Annotated in this window: 9 protein-coding genes, 1 tRNA gene and 2 rRNA genes; 11 read left to right on the forward strand and 1 reads right to left on the reverse strand. The window is 70.6% G+C overall.

Annotated features, from left to right (window positions below; genetic code table 11):
* The 3 genes from RM844_RS07515 to RM844_RS07525 form a co-directional block, all read left to right on the forward strand.
* A 23S ribosomal RNA gene (locus tag RM844_RS07515) occupies positions 1–105 on the forward strand; the annotation flags it as partial.
* Between the two features lie 57 nt (positions 106–162).
* Positions 163–279, forward strand: a 5S ribosomal RNA gene (rrf, locus tag RM844_RS07520).
* A gap of 6 nt (positions 280–285) precedes the next feature.
* Positions 286–358: transfer RNA gene (locus tag RM844_RS07525), tRNA-Thr, on the forward strand.
* Positions 359–482: 124 nt separating this feature from the next.
* Here RM844_RS07525 and RM844_RS07530 read toward each other — a convergent pair.
* Entirely contained in the window at positions 483–3,089 is a 2,607-nt protein-coding gene (locus tag RM844_RS07530; protein ID WP_311666163.1) for a SpoIIE family protein phosphatase, read from the reverse strand.
* Between the two features lie 241 nt (positions 3,090–3,330).
* Here RM844_RS07530 and RM844_RS07535 point away from each other — a divergent pair, with 241 nt between their 5' ends.
* The 8 genes from RM844_RS07535 to RM844_RS07570 all read left to right on the forward strand — a co-directional run bounded on the left by RM844_RS07535 (position 3,331) and on the right by RM844_RS07570 (position 16,948).
* The gene (locus RM844_RS07535; RefSeq protein WP_449657322.1) at positions 3,331–8,913 is read left to right on the forward strand and encodes a HAMP domain-containing protein; all 5,583 of its coding nucleotides are present in this window, start codon (positions 3,331–3,333) and stop codon (positions 8,911–8,913) included.
* Positions 8,914–9,294: 381 nt separating this feature from the next.
* The gene (locus RM844_RS07540; RefSeq protein ID WP_311666164.1) at positions 9,295–9,972 is read left to right on the forward strand and encodes a response regulator; all 678 of its coding nucleotides are present in this window, start codon (positions 9,295–9,297) and stop codon (positions 9,970–9,972) included.
* A gap of 95 nt (positions 9,973–10,067) precedes the next feature.
* Positions 10,068–12,785: a DNA translocase FtsK gene (locus RM844_RS07545; RefSeq protein WP_311666165.1), complete on the forward strand. Its 2,718-nt coding sequence runs from the start codon at positions 10,068–10,070 to the stop codon at positions 12,783–12,785.
* A 120-nt stretch (positions 12,786–12,905) separates the two neighbouring features.
* Positions 12,906–13,721 carry a helix-turn-helix domain-containing protein gene (locus tag RM844_RS07550; RefSeq protein WP_311666166.1) on the forward strand — a complete coding sequence of 272 codons (816 nt, stop codon included), beginning with the start codon at positions 12,906–12,908 and terminating at the stop codon, positions 13,719–13,721.
* A gap of 51 nt (positions 13,722–13,772) precedes the next feature.
* A complete protein-coding gene (rimO, locus tag RM844_RS07555; protein WP_311666167.1) occupies positions 13,773–15,287 on the forward strand; it encodes a 30S ribosomal protein S12 methylthiotransferase RimO in 1,515 nt (504 codons plus the stop codon).
* Positions 15,284–15,922 carry a CDP-diacylglycerol--glycerol-3-phosphate 3-phosphatidyltransferase gene (gene pgsA / locus RM844_RS07560; protein WP_311666168.1) on the forward strand — a complete coding sequence of 213 codons (639 nt, stop codon included), beginning with the start codon at positions 15,284–15,286 and terminating at the stop codon, positions 15,920–15,922. Before rimO ends, pgsA begins: the two co-directional genes overlap by 4 nt.
* A complete protein-coding gene (locus tag RM844_RS07565; protein ID WP_311666169.1) occupies positions 15,912–16,475 on the forward strand; it encodes a CinA family protein in 564 nt (187 codons plus the stop codon). Before pgsA ends, RM844_RS07565 begins: the two co-directional genes overlap by 11 nt.
* Before the next feature lie 95 nt (positions 16,476–16,570).
* The gene (locus RM844_RS07570) at positions 16,571–16,948 is read left to right on the forward strand and encodes a helix-turn-helix domain-containing protein (protein WP_311666170.1); all 378 of its coding nucleotides are present in this window, start codon (positions 16,571–16,573) and stop codon (positions 16,946–16,948) included.
* Positions 16,949–16,984: the final 36 nt, after the last annotated feature.

Below are 16,984 nucleotides of genomic sequence, written 5' to 3' on the forward strand. Positions count from 1 at the left end.
TTGATGGGGTAAGGCTCCCTGTAGACCACAGGGTTGATAGGCCGGAGATGGAAGCCTAGTAATGGGTGGAGTTGACCGGTACTAATAGGCCGAGGGCTTGTCCATAGATGCTCGCGTCCACTGTGAAGTTCGTTGAGACCCTTTTTGGGCCCGTTTTAGGGTTCCGGTGGTCATGGCGGAGAGGAAACGCCCGGTTACATTCCGAACCCGGAAGCTAAGCTCTTCAGCGCCGATGGTACTGCATGGGGGACCGTGTGGGAGAGTAGGACGCCGCCGGACATTACCGCCCCAATAGCTCAGTCGGCAGAGCGTCTCCATGGTAAGGAGAAGGTCAACGGTTCGATTCCGTTTTGGGGCTCAGAAGCACCCCCGCCCATATGGGCGGGGGTTTTCTTGTTTCCAGGCCGGACCCTTTCCCAGGCCGGACCCTTTCCAGGGCCCGGCCTTTCGTCGTTCCGAACGACCGGCGATGGGGATTCCCGTCAGGCGGGGATGCGCAGCGTCAGGATCGCCATGTCGTCGGACGGGGCGTCCGAGGCGAAGCGCTCCACCGCGCGCAGGACCCGGGCCGCGACCGCGCCGGCCGTCAGCCCCGTGCAGTTGCTGAGCACGTCGGCCAGGCCGTCGTCGCCCAACATCCGTGTCCCCTCCCGGCGTTCGGTGACGCCGTCGGTGACACAGAGCAGCACGTCGCCCGGGTCGAGGGTGGCGGTCTGCTCGAACAGCTCCAGGTCGTCCATGACCCCCAGCAGCGGCTGCGGGCTGGCCGCCGACTCCACGGTGCCGTCGGGCGCCAGCCGCATCGGCAGCGGATGGCCGGCGCAGACCATCTTCAGCAGCGCCCCACCGGAGGGCTGCGGCCACAACTCCCCATAGAGCAGCGTGAGGAAGCGTGCCCGCGGGCCCTCCTCCAGGATCGCCGCGTTCAACCGCTGGAGCACCGCCGGGCCGCCCAGGCCCTCCCGGGCGAGCAGCCGCAGCGCGTGCCGGGCCAGCCCGGTGACCGCCGCGGCCTCCGGGCCGGTGCCGCAGACGTCGCCGATGGCGAAGCCGTAGACCCCCTCCCGGATCGGGAAGACGTCGTAGAAGTCTCCGCCGACCTCGTTTCCCTCGCCGGCGGCGCGGTAGATGACCTCGACGTCGACGCCGTCGATCGCGGGCAACTCCGGTGGCAGCAGGCTGCGTTGCAGGGACTGGCTGATGGCGGTCCGCTCGCTGTAGAGCCGGGCGTTGTCGAGGGCGAGGGCCGCCCGGCGGGACAGGTCCTCGGCCAGCTCCAGGATGTCCTGGCGGAAGCGTTCGTCCGTGGGCTTGCCCAGGGCGAGCAGGCCGATCACCCGGTTCCTGGCGACCAGGGGCAGCACCACCGTCTCGCCGCCGACCGCCGACGCGGTGGCCAGGCTGGTGCCCGCCGTCTCGGCCGGGGAGCGCCCGCCAAGCGCCAGGCTCCGGAGCGAGGTGCGCAGCGCGGTGTTGCGCGCCGCGTCGGACGGCGCGTTCCAGGGGCGCACGCCCAGCGTGAGATCCGGCGCGGGCGGCTCGACGCGGTCCAGCAGGGCCTTGACCCCGTCGATGCGCTCCTCGTCCTCGTGCAGCACATAGGAGAGCACCGGCTCCGAACCGGGCTCCGGGATGGTGTAGACGGCGCACCAGGTCGCCAGCGTGGGCACCGTCATCTGGGCCATCAGGGCCAGGGTCTGGTTCCGGTCGAGGGTCCCGGCGAGCAACTCGCTGGCCTCGACCAGGAAGGCGAGCGAGCCGCGGCGCAGCCGTTCCAGCTCGGTGAGCCGGGCCGACTCGACCGCGAGGGCGATCCGGTCGGCGGCGAACTGGAGACGCAGCGCCTCCTCGTTGCTGTACCGGCCGGCGGTCTCGGAGGCGACGCCGAGCGAGCCGGTGAGCCGGCCCTCGACCTTCAGCGGCACCGTGACCACCGCGTGCATCCCGGTGCCGGAGAGCAGCGGCACGGCGCCGGGGGTGGTGGCCAGGTCCTCGTGGACGGAGGGCATCCGGGCCGAGCCGTAGCGCCCGCTGCCGGTCTCCACCGGGACCCGGGCGAAGCGCTGGCGGGCTGAGGGCAGCCCGGTCGTGGCGCGCACCTCCAGCTCGGTCTCGTCGTCGGTGGCCAGCAGCAGGAAGGCGGCGTCGCCGTCCAGCATGTCCCTGGCGCGCTCGACGGTGCGCTGGAGCAGGCCGTCGAGGTCGTCGGGCGGCGGTGAGCCGATCAGCGCGTCCAGCGAGTCGAGGCCCGAACGGTCCCTGGGCTCCTGGGCGTTGCCGCCGGCCAGCCGGACCGGGCTCTGCAGGATGGCGCGTTCGTGGTCGCGGACGATGAGACAGACGGTGGAGGGCTCGCCGTGCGCGTCCCTGACCCGGAGGTGGCAGGCGTAGACCGGCACGGTGCGGCCCTGGGAGTCACGGACGCCGTAGCTGCCCTCCCAGCGGGAGAGGAGCAGGGCCTCGGCGATGCCGGTGCCCGTCCCCGGGGTCTGGGGCCAGGCGGCGAGATCGGCCAGCGGCTTGCCCTCGACCTGCTCGGCCCGGTAGCCGAAGAGCTGCCTGGCGTCGTCGTTCCAGCGGGTGATCGCGTCGTTCCGGTCCACCTCGACGACGGCGACGCGGACCCGGCTGTCGGTGACCGGCAGGGACTCGGCGGGGAGCACGGGCCCGGCGGTCCTGGTGCCGACCGGGACGGTCTGCTGGTCGAGGCGGAACCAGACGCACTTGTCGGTGGCCGTGTAGTCGACGCCCCAGCGGCTGGCCAGCGCGGCGCAGAGCATCAGGCCGCGTCCGCCCTCGCTGTTGACGTCCACCCGGCCGCGGGAGATCTCGGCGAGCGGCAGCTCGCGCTCCGGGTGGCGGTCCACCACCTCGATGCGGACGCCGCGGTCGTCGCGGAGGCAGCGCACCTCGGCCGAGGTGCCGGCGTGCACCACGGCGTTGGTGACCAGCTCACTGGTGAGGACGACGGCGTCCTCGATCAGCTCGGCGAGGCCCCAGCCCTGGAGGGTGTCGCGGACGAACCCCCGCGCGGTCGCGACCGAGCGTCCAACCGGCTCGAAGGTGGCCGCTGCGCGCGCGGTGATCACGTCACTCCCCCAAAGGTCGTTCTCGGCACGGTCGGGTGCCGTCTGGCTGCTCGTTGCCCAAGGTTACTGACGTCCGGCCGCTCGGCGGACGGTGCATCCGCCGAATTCCCCCCGACCGGGAAATCGGTGGTATGCGATGCTGCCGAACTGTTATCGCCCGGTCCTTCCGGAGTGAAACACTGGGAGGGCTCGATGTGTGGTGCCGGGCGAAATGATCGACCCCCGTGGGAGGGACACAGTGGTGTCTGACGGAGCAGTGGCGCGAGGCCAGCGGCGAACCCGTGCGGTGAAGCCTCGGCGGGGCGCGACCGTCGAGGTGGACGCCGCGGCGCTCTACCGGCTGCTCTCGGCTCTGGAGTCCATGCGGGACGGTCATCTGCGGAAGCGGTTGCCGGTGACCGGCGAGGGGCCGATGGCCGAGATCGCCGTGGTGTACAACGAGGTCGCCGAGCGTGGCCTGCACCTGACCGGTCAGCTGGCGCGGGTGCGCCGGGTGGTGGGGCGGGAGGGGAAGCTCTCCGAGCGGATGGAGACCGGGCTCTGCGAGGGCGCCTGGGGCAAGGCGATCGACGACGCGAACGACCTGGTGGAGGATCTGGCCCGGCCGGTCTCCGAGGTGGGTCGGGTGCTGACGGCGGTGGCCGAGGGCGACCTGCGGCAGCGGATGGATCTGCGGGCGCAGTCGGACGCCGGGGTGGGTCGGCCGCTGCGGGGCGAGTTCCTGAAGGTGGGGCGGACGGTCAACGGGCTGGTGGACCAGCTGTCGGAGTTCACCGACGAGGTGACCCGGGTGGCCCGTGAGGTGGGCACCGAGGGCAAGCTGGGTGGCCAGGCCAGGGTGCCGGACGTCTCGGGCACCTGGAAGGACCTGACCGAGTCCGTCAACACCATGGCGATGCGGTTGACGGCGCAGGTGCGGGACATCTCGATGGTGACCAAGGCGGTGGCCGACGGCGATCTGGGCCGCAAGGTCACGGTGCATGTGGCCGGCGAGATGCTGGAGTTGAAGAACACCGTCAACACGATGGTGGACCAGCTGTCCTCGTTCGCGGAGCAGGTGACGCGGGTCGCGGTGGACGTGGGCACCGAGGGGCAGCTGGGTGGCCAGGCGCGGGTGGACGGGGTCTCCGGGGTCTGGAAGGACCTGACGGACTCGGTGAACCTGATGGCCGGCAACCTCACGGACCAGGTCCGGGAGATCGCGCGGGTCACCACGGCGGTGGCCAACGGCGATCTGTCGCAGCGGGTGATGGTGAACGCGCGGGGCGAGGTGGCGCGGCTGGCTGACACCATCAGCGCGATGACGGAGACGCTGCGCGGGTTCGCCGACGAGGTGACGACGGCGGCGGTGCAGATCGGCACCCAGGGGGTGCTGGGGAGCCAGGCGAAGGTGCCCGGGGTCTCGGGTCGGTGGAAGGAGCTGACCGACTCCGTCAACACGGCGTTCCGGAATCTCACCGATCAGGTGCGCGACATCGCGCAGGTGACGACGGCGGTGGCCAACGGTGACCTGTCGCAGAAGGTGACGGTGGACGTCTCCGGCGAGATGCTGGACCTGAAGAACACCGTGAACACGATGGTCGACCAGCTCTCGTCGTTCCAGTCCCAGGTCACCCGGGTGGCGCGGGAGATCGGCGACGAGGGTGCGCTGGGCGGGCAGGCGTCCGTGCTGGGGGTCGCCGGGGCCTGGAAGGACCTGACGGACTCGGTCAACACGGCGTTCCGCAACCTGACCGGCCAGGTGCGCAACATCGCGCAGGTGACGACGGCGGTGGCCAACGGTGACCTGTCGCAGAAGGTGACGGTCGATGTCTCCGGCGAGATGCTGGAGCTGAAGAACACCGTGAACACCATGGTGGACCAGCTCTCGTCGTTCGCCGAGCAGGTGACGCGGGTCTCCACCGAGGTGGGGATCGAGGGCCGGCTGGGGGGCCAGGCCCAGGTGGACGGGGTCTCGGGTACCTGGAAGGACCTGACCAACTCCGTCAACCAGATGGCGGACAACCTCACGGACCAGGTACGGAACATCGCGCAGGTGACGACGGCGGTGGCGCGGGGCGATCTCTCGCAGAAGATCGAGGTGGACGCCCGCGGCGAGATCCTGGAGCTGAAGAACACGGTCAACCGGATGGTGGACCAGCTGTCGCTCTTCGCCGACCAGGTGACCCGGGTGTCGCGGGACGTGGGCACCGAGGGGCGGCTCGGCGGTCAGGCGCAGGTGCCGGGCGTTGCCGGTGTCTGGCGGGATCTGACCGATTCCGTCAACGGGATGGCGTCGAACCTGACCGATCAGGTGCGGAACATCGCGCAGGTGGCGACCGCGGTGGCGCGCGGTGACCTCTCGCAGAAGATCACCGTGGACGCGCAGGGCGAGATCCTGGAGCTGAAGGAAACCCTGAACACGATGGTGGACCAGTTGTCCTCCTTCGCCGAGCAGGTGACCCGGGTGGCCGTCGAGGTGGGTACCGAGGGGCAGTTGGGCGGTCAGGCGCGGGTCGACGGGGTCGCGGGCACCTGGAAGGACCTGACGCAGTCGGTCAACAGCATGGCCAACAACCTGACCTCGCAGGTGCGGAACATCGCCGAGGTGACCACGGCGGTGGCCCGCGGTGACCTGACGAAGAAGATCACGGTGGACGCGCGGGGCGAGATCCTGGCGCTGGTGACCACGGTGAACACGATGGTCGACCAGCTGTCGTCGTTCGCCGAGCAGGTCACCATGGTGGCCCGCGAGGTGGGCACCGAGGGGCAGTTGGGTGGCCAGGCCCAGGTGCGTGGGGTGTCGGGGACCTGGAAGGACCTCACCGACAACGTCAACCTGATGGCCCGGAACCTCACCATCCAGGTGCGGAACATCTCCGAGGTGGCGACCGCGGTGGCCAACGGTGACCTGTCGAAGAAGGTCACCGTGCAGGCCAGCGGGGAGGTCGCGCAGCTGGCCGACACCGTCAACCGGATGGTGACGACGCTGTCGGCGTTCGCTGACGAGGTCACCCGGGTGGCGCGCGAGGTGGGCACGGACGGCCGGCTGGGTGGGCAGGCCAAGGTGCGGGGCGTCGCCGGCACCTGGAAGGACCTGACGGAGTCGGTGAACTCGATGGCGTCGAACCTGACCGGCCAGGTGCGCAACATCACCATGGTCACGACGGCGATCGCCAAGGGCGACCTGACGAAGAAGATCGACATCGACGCCCGGGGCGAGATCCTGGAGTTGAAGGACACCCTCAACACGATGGTGGACCAGCTCTCGCTCTTCGCGGAGCAGGTGACCAAGGTGGCCCGCGAGGTGGGTACCGAGGGGCAGCTGGGGGGCCAGGCCCGGGTGCCGGGGGTGGCCGGCACGTGGAAGGACCTCACCGACTCGGTGAACGAGATGGCGGGGAACCTGACCCGGCAGGTGCGGGGCATCGCCCGGGTGGCGACGTTCGTGACCAGGGGCGACCACAGCGTGCGGATCGACACGGACGCGGCCGGCGAGATCCTGGTGGTGCAGGAGAACGTCAACACCATGATCAGCAACCTGCGGGAGGCCACGCTGGCCAACAAGGAGCAGGACTGGCTGAAGAGCAACCTGGCGCGGATCTCGGCGCTGATGCAGGGGCGTCGGGACCTCAAGGACGTGGCGCGGCTGATCATGAGCGAGCTGGCGCCGGCGGTGACCGCGCAGCACGGGGCGTTCTTCCTGGCGGTGCCGGCGGACGGGGACCGGGACGTGGTCGCCGGGCCGGGTGAGGGTGGCGACTACGAGCTGCGGATGATCGGCTCCTACGGGTACGCGGCCGGGAGCCAGGCGATGTCGTTCCGGCCGGGGGAGTCGTTGATCGGCACCTCGGCCGAGGAGCGGCGGACCATCGAGGTCGGGCCGACGCCGGCGGGTTATCTGAAGATCTCGTCGGGGCTGGGGGAGGCGCCGCCGGTGAATGCGATCGTGCTGCCGGTGCTCTTCGAGAACCGGGTGCTGGGCGTGCTGGAGCTGGCGTCGTTCAAGCCGTTCACCCAGATCGAGCGTGACTTCCTGAGCCAGATGGCGGAGATGATCGCGACCAGTGTGAACACCATCAGCGTCAACACCAGGACGGAGATGCTGCTGGAGCAGTCGCAGGAGCTGGCGCTGCAGCTGCAGGAGCGCTCGGGTGAGCTGGAGCGGCAGCGGAAGGCGCTGCAGGAGTCCAACGCGGAGCTGAAGGACAAGGCCGACCTGTTGGCGGTGACCAACCGCAACATCGAGGTGAAGAACTCGGAGATCGAGGAGGCCAGGCGGGGGCTGCAGGAGCGGGCCGAGCAGCTGGCGGTCTCGATGCGGTACAAGTCGGAGTTCCTGGCCAACATGTCGCACGAGTTGCGCACCCCGTTGAACTCGCTGTTGATCCTGGCCAAGCTGCTGGCGGACAACGCGGAGGGCAACCTCTCGCCGAAGCAGGTGGAGTTCGCCGAGACGATCCACGGGGCCGGCTCGGACCTGTTGCAGCTGATCAACGACATCCTGGACCTGTCGAAGGTCGAGGCGGGCAAGATGGACGTCAGCCCGACCAGGATCGCGCTGGTCCAGCTGGTGGACTACATCGAGGCGTCGTTCCGGCCGCTGACGGCGGAGAAGAGCCTGGAGTTCTCGGTCCGGGTCTCGCCGGAGCTGCCGGCCACGTTGAACACGGACGAGCAGCGGCTGTTGCAGGTGCTGCGGAATTTGCTCTCCAACGCGGTGAAGTTCACCGAGACCGGCTCGGTCGAGCTGGTCATCCGGCCGGCCGGCAGTGAGGTCCCGGACATGATCTGGGAGCAGATGCTGGAGAACGGCTCGGTGCTCTCGGCGAACGCGCCGGTGATCGCGTTCGCCGTCTCGGACACCGGGATCGGGATCGCGGCCAGCAAGATGCGGGTGATCTTCGAGGCGTTCAAGCAGGCGGACGGCACGACCAGCCGGAAGTACGGCGGGACGGGCCTGGGCCTGTCGATCAGCCGGGAGATCGCGCGGCTGTTGGGTGGTGAGATCCACGCGGCCAGCGAGCCGGGGCGCGGTTCGACGTTCACGCTCTTCCTCCCGCTCCAGCCGACGGAGCTGCCGCCGCCTGGCTACGGGCAGTTGGCTTCCGGCCAGTTGGGCGCTGGCGGTGCGGCGGCGCTGCCGCCCCGGCCGAAGCACCGGATCAGGGAGCTGCTGGCGGCGCCGGACGAGCCGGCGGAGCTGGCGCCGGCGGTGGACGAGGCGCCCGGCCAGGGCGCGCTCCCGGCCGGCGCCGAGCCGGCGGAGGACGGCGACGGCCAGCTGCGTCGGGCGTCGGCGGCGGCGGAGCGGGCGGCCGAGTCGTTGACCCGGCGGCACCGGGACCGCGAGCGGTTCCAGGAGCCGGGCGGCAACGGGCGGCGTGGCGAGCGGGCTGCCGAAGGAGTGGTGGAGCCGGCCGCCGAGGAGGCCGAACTGCCCTACTTCCACAAGGACTTCGAGGGTCGCAAGGTGCTGATCGTCGATGACGACGTGCGGAACGTGTTCGCCCTGACCAGCGTGCTCGAACACAGTGGCATCCGGGTGCTCTACGCCGAGAACGGGCGGGAGGGCATCGAGGTGCTGGAGTCCAACGAGGACGTGATGCTGGTCCTGATGGACATCATGATGCCGGAGATGGACGGCTACGCGACCACCGAGGCGATCCGTCGCATGCCGCAGTTCGCCGACCTGCCGATCATCGCGTTGACGGCGAAGGCGATGAAGGGGGACCTGGAGAAGACCATCGAGGCTGGGGCCTCGGCCTACGTCACCAAGCCGGTCGATGTGGCCGAACTCTTCTCGGTGATGGGGCGTTGGGTGCACGACGACGACTCGGAATGATCTGTCCCGCTCCCCTCGGATGTGGAACTATCCGGGGGGAGCAACCGTTTTCGCCTTGTGTGCGCTTCAGTTCGCGGGGTTTCTGGTGGCGTGCTATCGTGACGCAGCGCGATGCACTGATCACGCGGTGCCTTGTGTTGCTGATTGCGGACGGGCAGACGGATATTGCCGGTACGGTCGAAGTCGCAGCCGGAGCGTTGTCAGCCTCCCGTGTGATGGCGGGAGTCTCCGATGATGTCGCACTTTTGGGGCGACGTACCGGGCTTGCTGGCACCAGCGCCAGAGGTGATGTCAACATGTCCGGCACAGGACCGGACGGCGTGAGGGTGCCGTCCACGATGGCGGCGCCTCCGGGCGCCGCAGGGGCGAGGAGGACGGGCCATGGTGCAGAAGGCCAAGATCCTCCTGGTCGATGACCGGCCCGAGAATCTGCTTGCGCTGGAGGCGATCCTTTCAGCGCTCGATCAGACACTGGTCCGGGCGTCGTCAGGGGAGGAAGCGCTCAAAGCGCTGCTCACGGAGGACTTCGCGGTCATCCTGCTGGATGTCCAGATGCCGGGGATGGATGGCTTCGAGACCGCCGCGCACATCAAGCGGCGTGAGCGGACCCGCGACATTCCCATCATCTTTCTCACGGCGATCAACCACGGCCCGCACCACACCTTCCGGGGTTACGCGGCGGGGGCCGTCGACTACATCTCCAAGCCGTTCGACCCCTGGGTGCTGCGGGCCAAGGTGTCGGTCTTCGTCGATCTGCACATGAAGAACGTGCAGTTGCACGAGCAGGCCATGCTGCTGCGTCGGGAGCTGGAGGCCGGCCACACGCACGGCGACGCGACCGCCGGCGCCGGTGGGCTGCTGCCCGAGCTGTCGGCCCGGCTGGCGGCGGCCGAGGAGCAGGCGGAGGCGCTCTCCAAGGAGCTGGCCGAGTCGGGCGGGGGTGCCGCGGTCTCGACGGCGGCGCACCTGGAGCGGAAGCTCTCCGGGCTCCGCCGGGCGCTGGACGCCCTGCAGCCGGGGATCAACGAGCCCAAGTCCATGGAGTCGCACCAGCGTTGAGGTGAGGCCGGGGGCGCGGGGTCCGGAGCGGGTGGCGGAGCGTTCCGGGCCGGTGTTCCGTGCCCCGGCTGCCAGACCCCGGTAGCCTCACCCCCATGGCCCCATCCACCTCCGGCAAGGGCTCTTCTGGCGCGCGCGGCCAGGGAGCCAGGAAGTCCGCGCCCGCCAAGAAGGCCCCGGCGAAGAAGGCGGCGGCCAAGAAGCCGCCAGCCAAGCCGGCGCCGCCCAGGAACGCCGCGCTGCGCTTCGGGCGCGCCCTCTGGCTCGGTCTGGCCCGCCCCCTGGGCGGGATGCTGCGCGGCATCGGCCGGGGCGCCAAGGGCCTGGACCCGGCGCACCGCAAGGACGGGGTGGCCCTGCTGCTCCTGGGCCTGGCCCTGGTCGCCGCGGCCGGCACCTGGTCCAATCTCCAGGGCCCGGTCGGCGACCTCGTCACCATGCTGATCACCGGCGCGCTCGGCCGGCTCGACCTCGTCTTCCCGGTGCTGCTCGGCTTCGTGGCGGTGCGGCTGTTCATCCACCCGGAGCGGCAGGAGGCCAACGGACGGATCGTCATCGGGCTGACCGCGCTGCTGGTCGGCGTCCTCGGCCTGGTGCACGTCTTCACCGGCGCGCCGGGGCGCAGTGAGGGCGCGCAGGCGCTGCGGGACACCGGGGGGCACATCGGCTGGGCGGCGTCCCGGCCGCTGATCGTGGCCATGGGCGAGCCGCTGGCCATGGCGATGTTGACGCTGCTGACCGTCTTCGGGCTGCTGGTGGTCACGGCCACCCCGGTGAACGCCATCCCCCGGCGCCTGCGGCAGGGGCTGACCCGGCTGGGGCTGCTGGACGACGGCTCGGAGCGGGCGCACGACGGGATCGCGGACGAGGCGCTGGAGCGTCGCCCGAGCCGCCGTCGACGCCCGGACCCGGACGCGGAGTTGGGGGAGTACGAGGACGCGTACGAGCGGGACGAGACGGACTGGGCGGTCGGGCAGGGCGCGCCGGACGACGGGCTGACCGGGGAGCGCCGTGGGCGGCGCCCCGGGGCGTCCCGTGGCCGGGGCCGCGGGGCCCGGCGGGAGCCGGCGGCTGCCGATCCGGTGGACGTGGCGGCGGCCGCCGCGGCGGCGTTGGACGGGGCGGTGTTGCACGGGGTGCAGCCGTCGCCGGTGGTCGCCGACATCAGCAGCGGGATCTCGGCCGCCGACCGCCGGCGGGCGATGGGTCGGGCGGCGCCGGACGGGGCGCGCGCGGAGCATCGGGAGGAGCCGGCGGAGCCCGCGGTCGGCGCGGTGCCCGACCTGACGAAGCCGGCGCCTGACCCGGGTGACGCGCTGCCGCCGCGGGCCGAACAGCTCCAGCTGGCCGGCGACATCAGCTACGCGCTGCCCAGCCTGGAGCTGCTGCACCGGGGTGGCCCCGGCCGCACCCGCAGCGCCGCCAACGACGCCGTGGTGGAGTCGTTGACCACCGTCTTCAGCGAGTTCAAGGTGGACGCCCGGGTCACCGGGTTCACCCGGGGGCCGACGGTCACCCGCTACGAGGTGGCGCTCGGGCCGGCGGTCAAGGTCGAGAAGATCACCGCCCTCACCAAGAACATCGCCTACGCGGTGGCCAGCCCCGAGGTGCGGATCATCAGTCCGATCCCCGGCAAGTCGGCCGTCGGCATCGAGATCCCCAACAGCGACCGGGAGATGGTCAACCTCGGGGACGTGCTGCGGACCGTGGACCCGGGGGAGGCGCCGCTGCTGGTCGCCTTCGGCAAGGACGTGGAGGGCGGCTACGTCACCCACGACCTGGCGCGGATGCCGCACCTGCTGGTGGCCGGCGCCACCGGCTCCGGCAAGTCGTCCTGCGTCAACTGCCTGATCACCTCGATCATGATGCGGGCCACGCCGGAGGAGGTGCGGATGGTCCTGGTGGACCCCAAGCGGGTGGAGCTGACCGCCTACGAGGGCATCCCGCACCTGATCACGCCGATCATCACCAACCCCAAGCGGGCCGCCGAGGCGCTGCAGTGGGTGGTGCGGGAGATGGATCTGCGCTACGACGACCTGGCGGCGTTCGGGTACCGGCACATCAACGACTTCAACGCGGCGGTGCGCTCGGGGAAGCTGAAGGTGCCGGAGGGCAGCGAGCGCGAACTGGCGCCCTATCCGTACCTGTTGGTGATCGTCGACGAGCTGGCCGACCTGATGATGGTGGCGCCGCGCGACGTGGAGGACGCCATCGTGCGGATCACCCAGCTGGCCAGGGCCGCCGGCATCCACCTGGTGCTGGCCACCCAGCGGCCGAGCGTGGACGTGGTCACCGGGCTGATCAAGGCCAACGTGCCCTCCCGGCTGGCGTTCGCCACCTCCTCGCTGGCGGACAGCCGGGTCATCCTGGACCAGCAGGGCGCGGAGAAGCTGATCGGCAAGGGCGACGCCCTGTTCCTGCCGATGGGGGCCAACAAGCCGGCGCGGATGCAGGGCGCCTTCGTCACCGAGGAGGAGGTCGCCCAGGTCGTCGAGCACTGCAAGGCGCAGATGGCGCCGGTCTTCCGGGATGACGTGACCGTCGGTGGCAAGCAGAAGAAGCAGATCGACGAGGAGATCGGCGACGACCTCGACCTGCTCTGCCAGGCGGCCGAGCTGGTGGTCTCCACGCAGTTCGGGTCAACCTCGATGTTGCAGCGCAAGCTGCGGGTGGGCTTCGCGAAGGCGGGCCGGCTGATGGACCTGATGGAGTCCCGGGGGGTGGTGGGCCCCAGTGAGGGGTCCAAGGCCAGGGACGTGTTGATCAAACCCGATGAACTGGATGGTGTGCTGGCGGTGATTCGTGGGGAGTAGCAGGCTGGGGAGGACCATCCCGTTGGCGGACAGATGGCCGTCGCCCGGTTGCCTGTTCCTTTCCCGGCACCCCTAGACTGATAAGCACAGTAGGTGGCTTCACGCTCGAAAGGCGCCCCCGTGTCCAACGGCAACGACAAAGCCAAGGACCGGCCTTCTGTCGGTCGTACCCTCCAGCAGGCACGTCTTGACGCGAAGCTGAGCGTGGGCGAGGTCAGTTCGGCCACCCGGGTGCGGGTGCCGATCGTCCAGGGCATCGAGGCGGACGACTTCTCGCGCTGTGGTGGCGACGTGTACGCCCGGGGGCACATCAGGACGCTGGCCCGCGCGGTGGGGCTGGACGCGGCCGAGCTGATCGAGCTGTACAACGCCCAGCAGGGCGGGCGGCCGGCCGAGCTGCCCACCGGGCCGCTGTTCGAGACGGAGCGGATCCGCCCGGAGCCGCGGCGCCCCAACTGGACGGCGGCCATGGTCGCGGCCATCGTGGTGGTGATCGGCTTCGTCGGCTTCACCTTCTTCAGCACCGGTGACGAGGAGGGCGGCGGTTCGGTCGCCGAGCGCACCGAGACGCCCGACCCGGACGCGCCGGGCGGCGGCGGGCCGGAGCGGCAGGGGCCCGACACTCCGACGGCGGAGCCGGAGCCGACCGAGAGCGCGGTGGCGGGCGTGCCGGCCGACAAGGTCACGGTCGTCCTCTCCATAGAGGGCGGTAACAGCTGGATCTCGGCGAAGGACGGCAACGGCCGGCTGCTCTTCGAGGGGAACCTCGCCGACGGGGACTCGGAGACCTTCACCGACGACGAGCAGATCGACCTGGTGCTGGGCAACGCGGGCGCCGTCAAGCTGCACGTGAACGGTCGCGAGATCGAGGACGTATTCGAGCCGGGCCAGGTCCAGCGCCTCAGCTACACGGTGGGCGACCCCGAGGAGGGCTGAGCGGGCGGCCCGGGCGGGTCGGGTGGTCGGGAACGAAGTAGGCTTGAGGGTATGTCCGAACGCCGTACCGTTGCCCTGGTCACCCTTGGATGCGCCCGTAATGAGGTGGATTCCGAAGAGCTGGCGGGCCGGCTGGCCGCCGACGGCTGGGACCTGGTGTCAGACGCGGCCGATGCCGAGGTGGCCGTCGTCAACACCTGCGGCTTCGTCGACGCCGCCAAGAAGGACTCCGTGGACGCCCTGCTGGAGGCCAACGAGCTGAAGGGCACCGGCGGGCGCACCCAGGCCGTGGTCGCCGTCGGCTGCATGGCCGAGCGGTACGGCAAGGAGCTGGCCGAGGCACTGCCGGAGGCCGACGCCGTGCTCGGCTTCGACGACTACCAGGACATCTCCGAGCGGCTGAACACCATCCTGTCCGGTGGGGGGCACGCCCCCCACGTGCCCCGGGACCGGCGCAAGCTGCTGCCGATCAGTCCTGCCGAGCGCCAGGGTACCGAGGTGGCCCTGCCCGGCCACGGCGCGATCTCCGACCTGCCCGACGGGCTGGCGCCGGCCTCCGGGCCGCGCGCCCCGCTGCGGCGCCGGCTCGACACCAGCCCGGTCGCCTCGGTGAAGCTGGCCTCGGGCTGTGACCGTCGCTGCACGTTCTGCGCCATTCCGTCCTTCCGCGGCTCCTTCATCTCCCGCCGGCCGTCGGACGTGCTGAACGAGGCCCGCTGGCTGGCCGAGCAGGGCGTCCGGGAGATCATGCTGGTCTCGGAGAACAACACCTCCTACGGCAAGGACCTGGGCGACATCCGGCTGCTGGAGTCGCTGCTCCCGGAGCTGGCCGCGGTGGACGGCCTGGAGCGGATCCGGGTCAGCTATCTCCAGCCGGCCGAGATGCGGCCCGGGCTGATCGACGTGCTGACCGGCACGGAGAAGGTCGCGCCCTACTTCGACCTCTCCTTCCAGCACTCGGCGCCCGGGGTGCTGCGCGCCATGCGCCGCTTCGGGGACACCGACAAGTTCCTGGAGCTGCTGGCGACCATCCGCGGCAAGGCCCCGCAGGCCGGCGTGCGCTCCAACTTCATCGTCGGCTTCCCCGGCGAGTCCGAGGCGGACCTGGCCGAGCTGGAACGCTTCCTCACCGAGGCCGGGCTGGACGCCATCGGCGTCTTCGGCTACTCGGACGAGGACGGCACCGAGGCGGCCGGCTACCAGGACAAGGTGGCGCCCGAGGTGGTCGCCGAGCGGCTGGCCCGGGTCTCCGAGCTGGCGGACGAGCTGATCGCCCAGCGGGCCGAGGAGCGGCTCGGGGAGAGCGCGCTGGTGCTGGTCGAGTCCGTGGGCGTCGACGAGGAGACGGACGTGACCGGCGCGCCGGGCGAGGTGGTCGCCGCCGGGCGTGGCGCGCACCAGGCTCCGGAGACCGACGGGCAGGTCCTGCTCGTGGGCAAGGGCGAGGAGCCGCTCGCGGTCGGCCAGCTGCTGCCGGCCCGGGTGGTGGGCTCGCAGGGGGTCGATCTGATCGCCGAGATCGAGACGCCGGTCACCGACCCGGGCGTGCCGGGGGCGGGAAGGTGACATCCACGCCCGCCTCGGCTGCGGGAGGCGGCCGGACGGCGGACCGGGCACGTGCCACCACACCCGGGCTGTGGAATGTCGCCAACATTCTGACCATGGTCCGGCTGTTGCTGGTCCCCGGGTTCGTTCTGCTCATGTTCGCTGAGGGCGGACACGACCCGGCCTGGCGGTCGCTGGCCTGGGCCGCGTTCACCATCGCCATGATCACGGACCTCTTCGACGGAGAGCTGGCCCGCCGGCACAACCTGGTCACCGACTTCGGCAAGATCGCCGACCCGATCGCGGACAAGGCGATCATGGGCTCGGCGCTGGTCTGCCTCTCCCTCCTCTCGGACCTCAGCTGGTGGGTCACGGCGACCATCCTGCTGCGGGAGTTGGGCATCACCCTGATGCGGTTCTGGGTGATCCGGCACGGCGTGATTCCGGCCAGTCGGGGCGGGAAGCTCAAGACGCTGGCGCAGGGCATCGCCGTCGGCATGTACATACTGGCGTTGACCGGCCCGCTGGCCACCGCGCGGTGGTGGGTGATGGCGGTCGCCGTCGTGTTGACCGTGGCCACGGGCCTGGACTACGTCCGGCAGGCGGTCGTGCTGCGGCGTCGTGGGCTGGCCAGGGAGCGGTCCGATGGCCGCTAGCGGACGGCCGGCCCAGGAGCCGCCGGTGGTGTCCCAGGTGCTGGGCATACTGGTCGGACGTGGCCAGACTCTGGCGGTCGCGGAGTCGCTCACCGGGGGGATGGTGGCCGCCGAGATCACCGACGTGCCGGGTGCCTCGCGGGCCTTCCGTGGCTCGGTCACCGCCTACGCCTCCGACGTCAAGCGCGATGTGCTGGGGGTGAGCGGGGCGCTGCTGGCCGAGCGGGGCGCGGTGGACGCGGAGGTCGCCCGACAGCTCGCGGTCGGCGTGCGGCGGCTGCTCGGCGCGGACTGGGGGCTGGCCACGACCGGGGTGGCTGGACCCGAACGGCAGGACGGGATGCCGGTGGGCACGGTCCACGTGGCGGTTTCGGCGCCCGGGGACGGGGGAGTCGTGGCTCAGCGGTTGAATCTGCGTGGCGACCGGGCCGCGATTCGGATCGGCAGTGTTCGAGCGGTGCTCGCTCTGCTTCGGAACGAGCTCCTTCACGCTGACTTCAGAGCGGGTCAGATCACAGAACAGAACGGAGAGGATGGATGTTTGCAGCCCTGAGTGAACAAGACATCGCTCCCCGCACGGGGGGAGTCCGAGGCGGTACGGTGGGGCATGAAGCTAGCGAGGCCAACGGTCCGAGGAGGGAGCCACCGATGATCCTGCTCCGTCGCCTGTTGGGTGACGTGCTGCGTCGGCAGCGCCAACGTCAGGGCCGCACCCTGCGCGAAGTGTCCTCTTCCGCCCGCGTCTCCCTCGGATATCTCTCCGAGGTGGAGCGGGGCCAGAAGGAGGCTTCATCCGAGCTGCTGGCCGCCATCTGCGATGCACTCGAACTGCGGATGTCGGAGCTGATGCGCGAGGTCAGCGACGAGCTGTCCCTCGCCGAGCTGGCCCAGTCCGCCGCGAGCGACACGGTGCCCCCGATGCGTCCGATGCTCAACCCCGTGCGTGTTTCCCCCGTTACCCACCGTCCCGAAGAGCGCGTCACGATCAAGGCCCCCGCCGAGGCGGTCGACGTGGTCGCCGCCTGATCGCGCAGTGACGACGCAGTAACCGCAAGAAAGCGC

Source organism: Streptomyces chisholmiae (genome assembly GCF_031845445.1).
GTDB classification, from domain to species: domain Bacteria; phylum Actinomycetota; class Actinomycetes; order Streptomycetales; family Streptomycetaceae; genus Streptomyces; species Streptomyces chisholmiae.

Bases quoted from the DNA above. Each gene is read 5' to 3' on its own strand.
- RM844_RS07540 (WP_311666164.1), top strand. From the start codon at position 9,295: ATGGTGCAGAAGGCCAAGATCCTCCTGGTCGATGACCGGCCCGAGAAT.
- RM844_RS07545 (WP_311666165.1), top strand. From the start codon at position 10,068: ATGGCCCCATCCACCTCCGGCAAGGGCTCTTCTGGCGCGCGCGGCCAG.
- rimO (WP_311666167.1), top strand. From the start codon at position 13,773: ATGTCCGAACGCCGTACCGTTGCCCTGGTCACCCTTGGATGCGCCCGT.
- RM844_RS07565 (WP_311666169.1), top strand. From the start codon at position 15,912: ATGGCCGCTAGCGGACGGCCGGCCCAGGAGCCGCCGGTGGTGTCCCAG.
- RM844_RS07570 (WP_311666170.1), top strand. From the start codon at position 16,571: ATGATCCTGCTCCGTCGCCTGTTGGGTGACGTGCTGCGTCGGCAGCGC.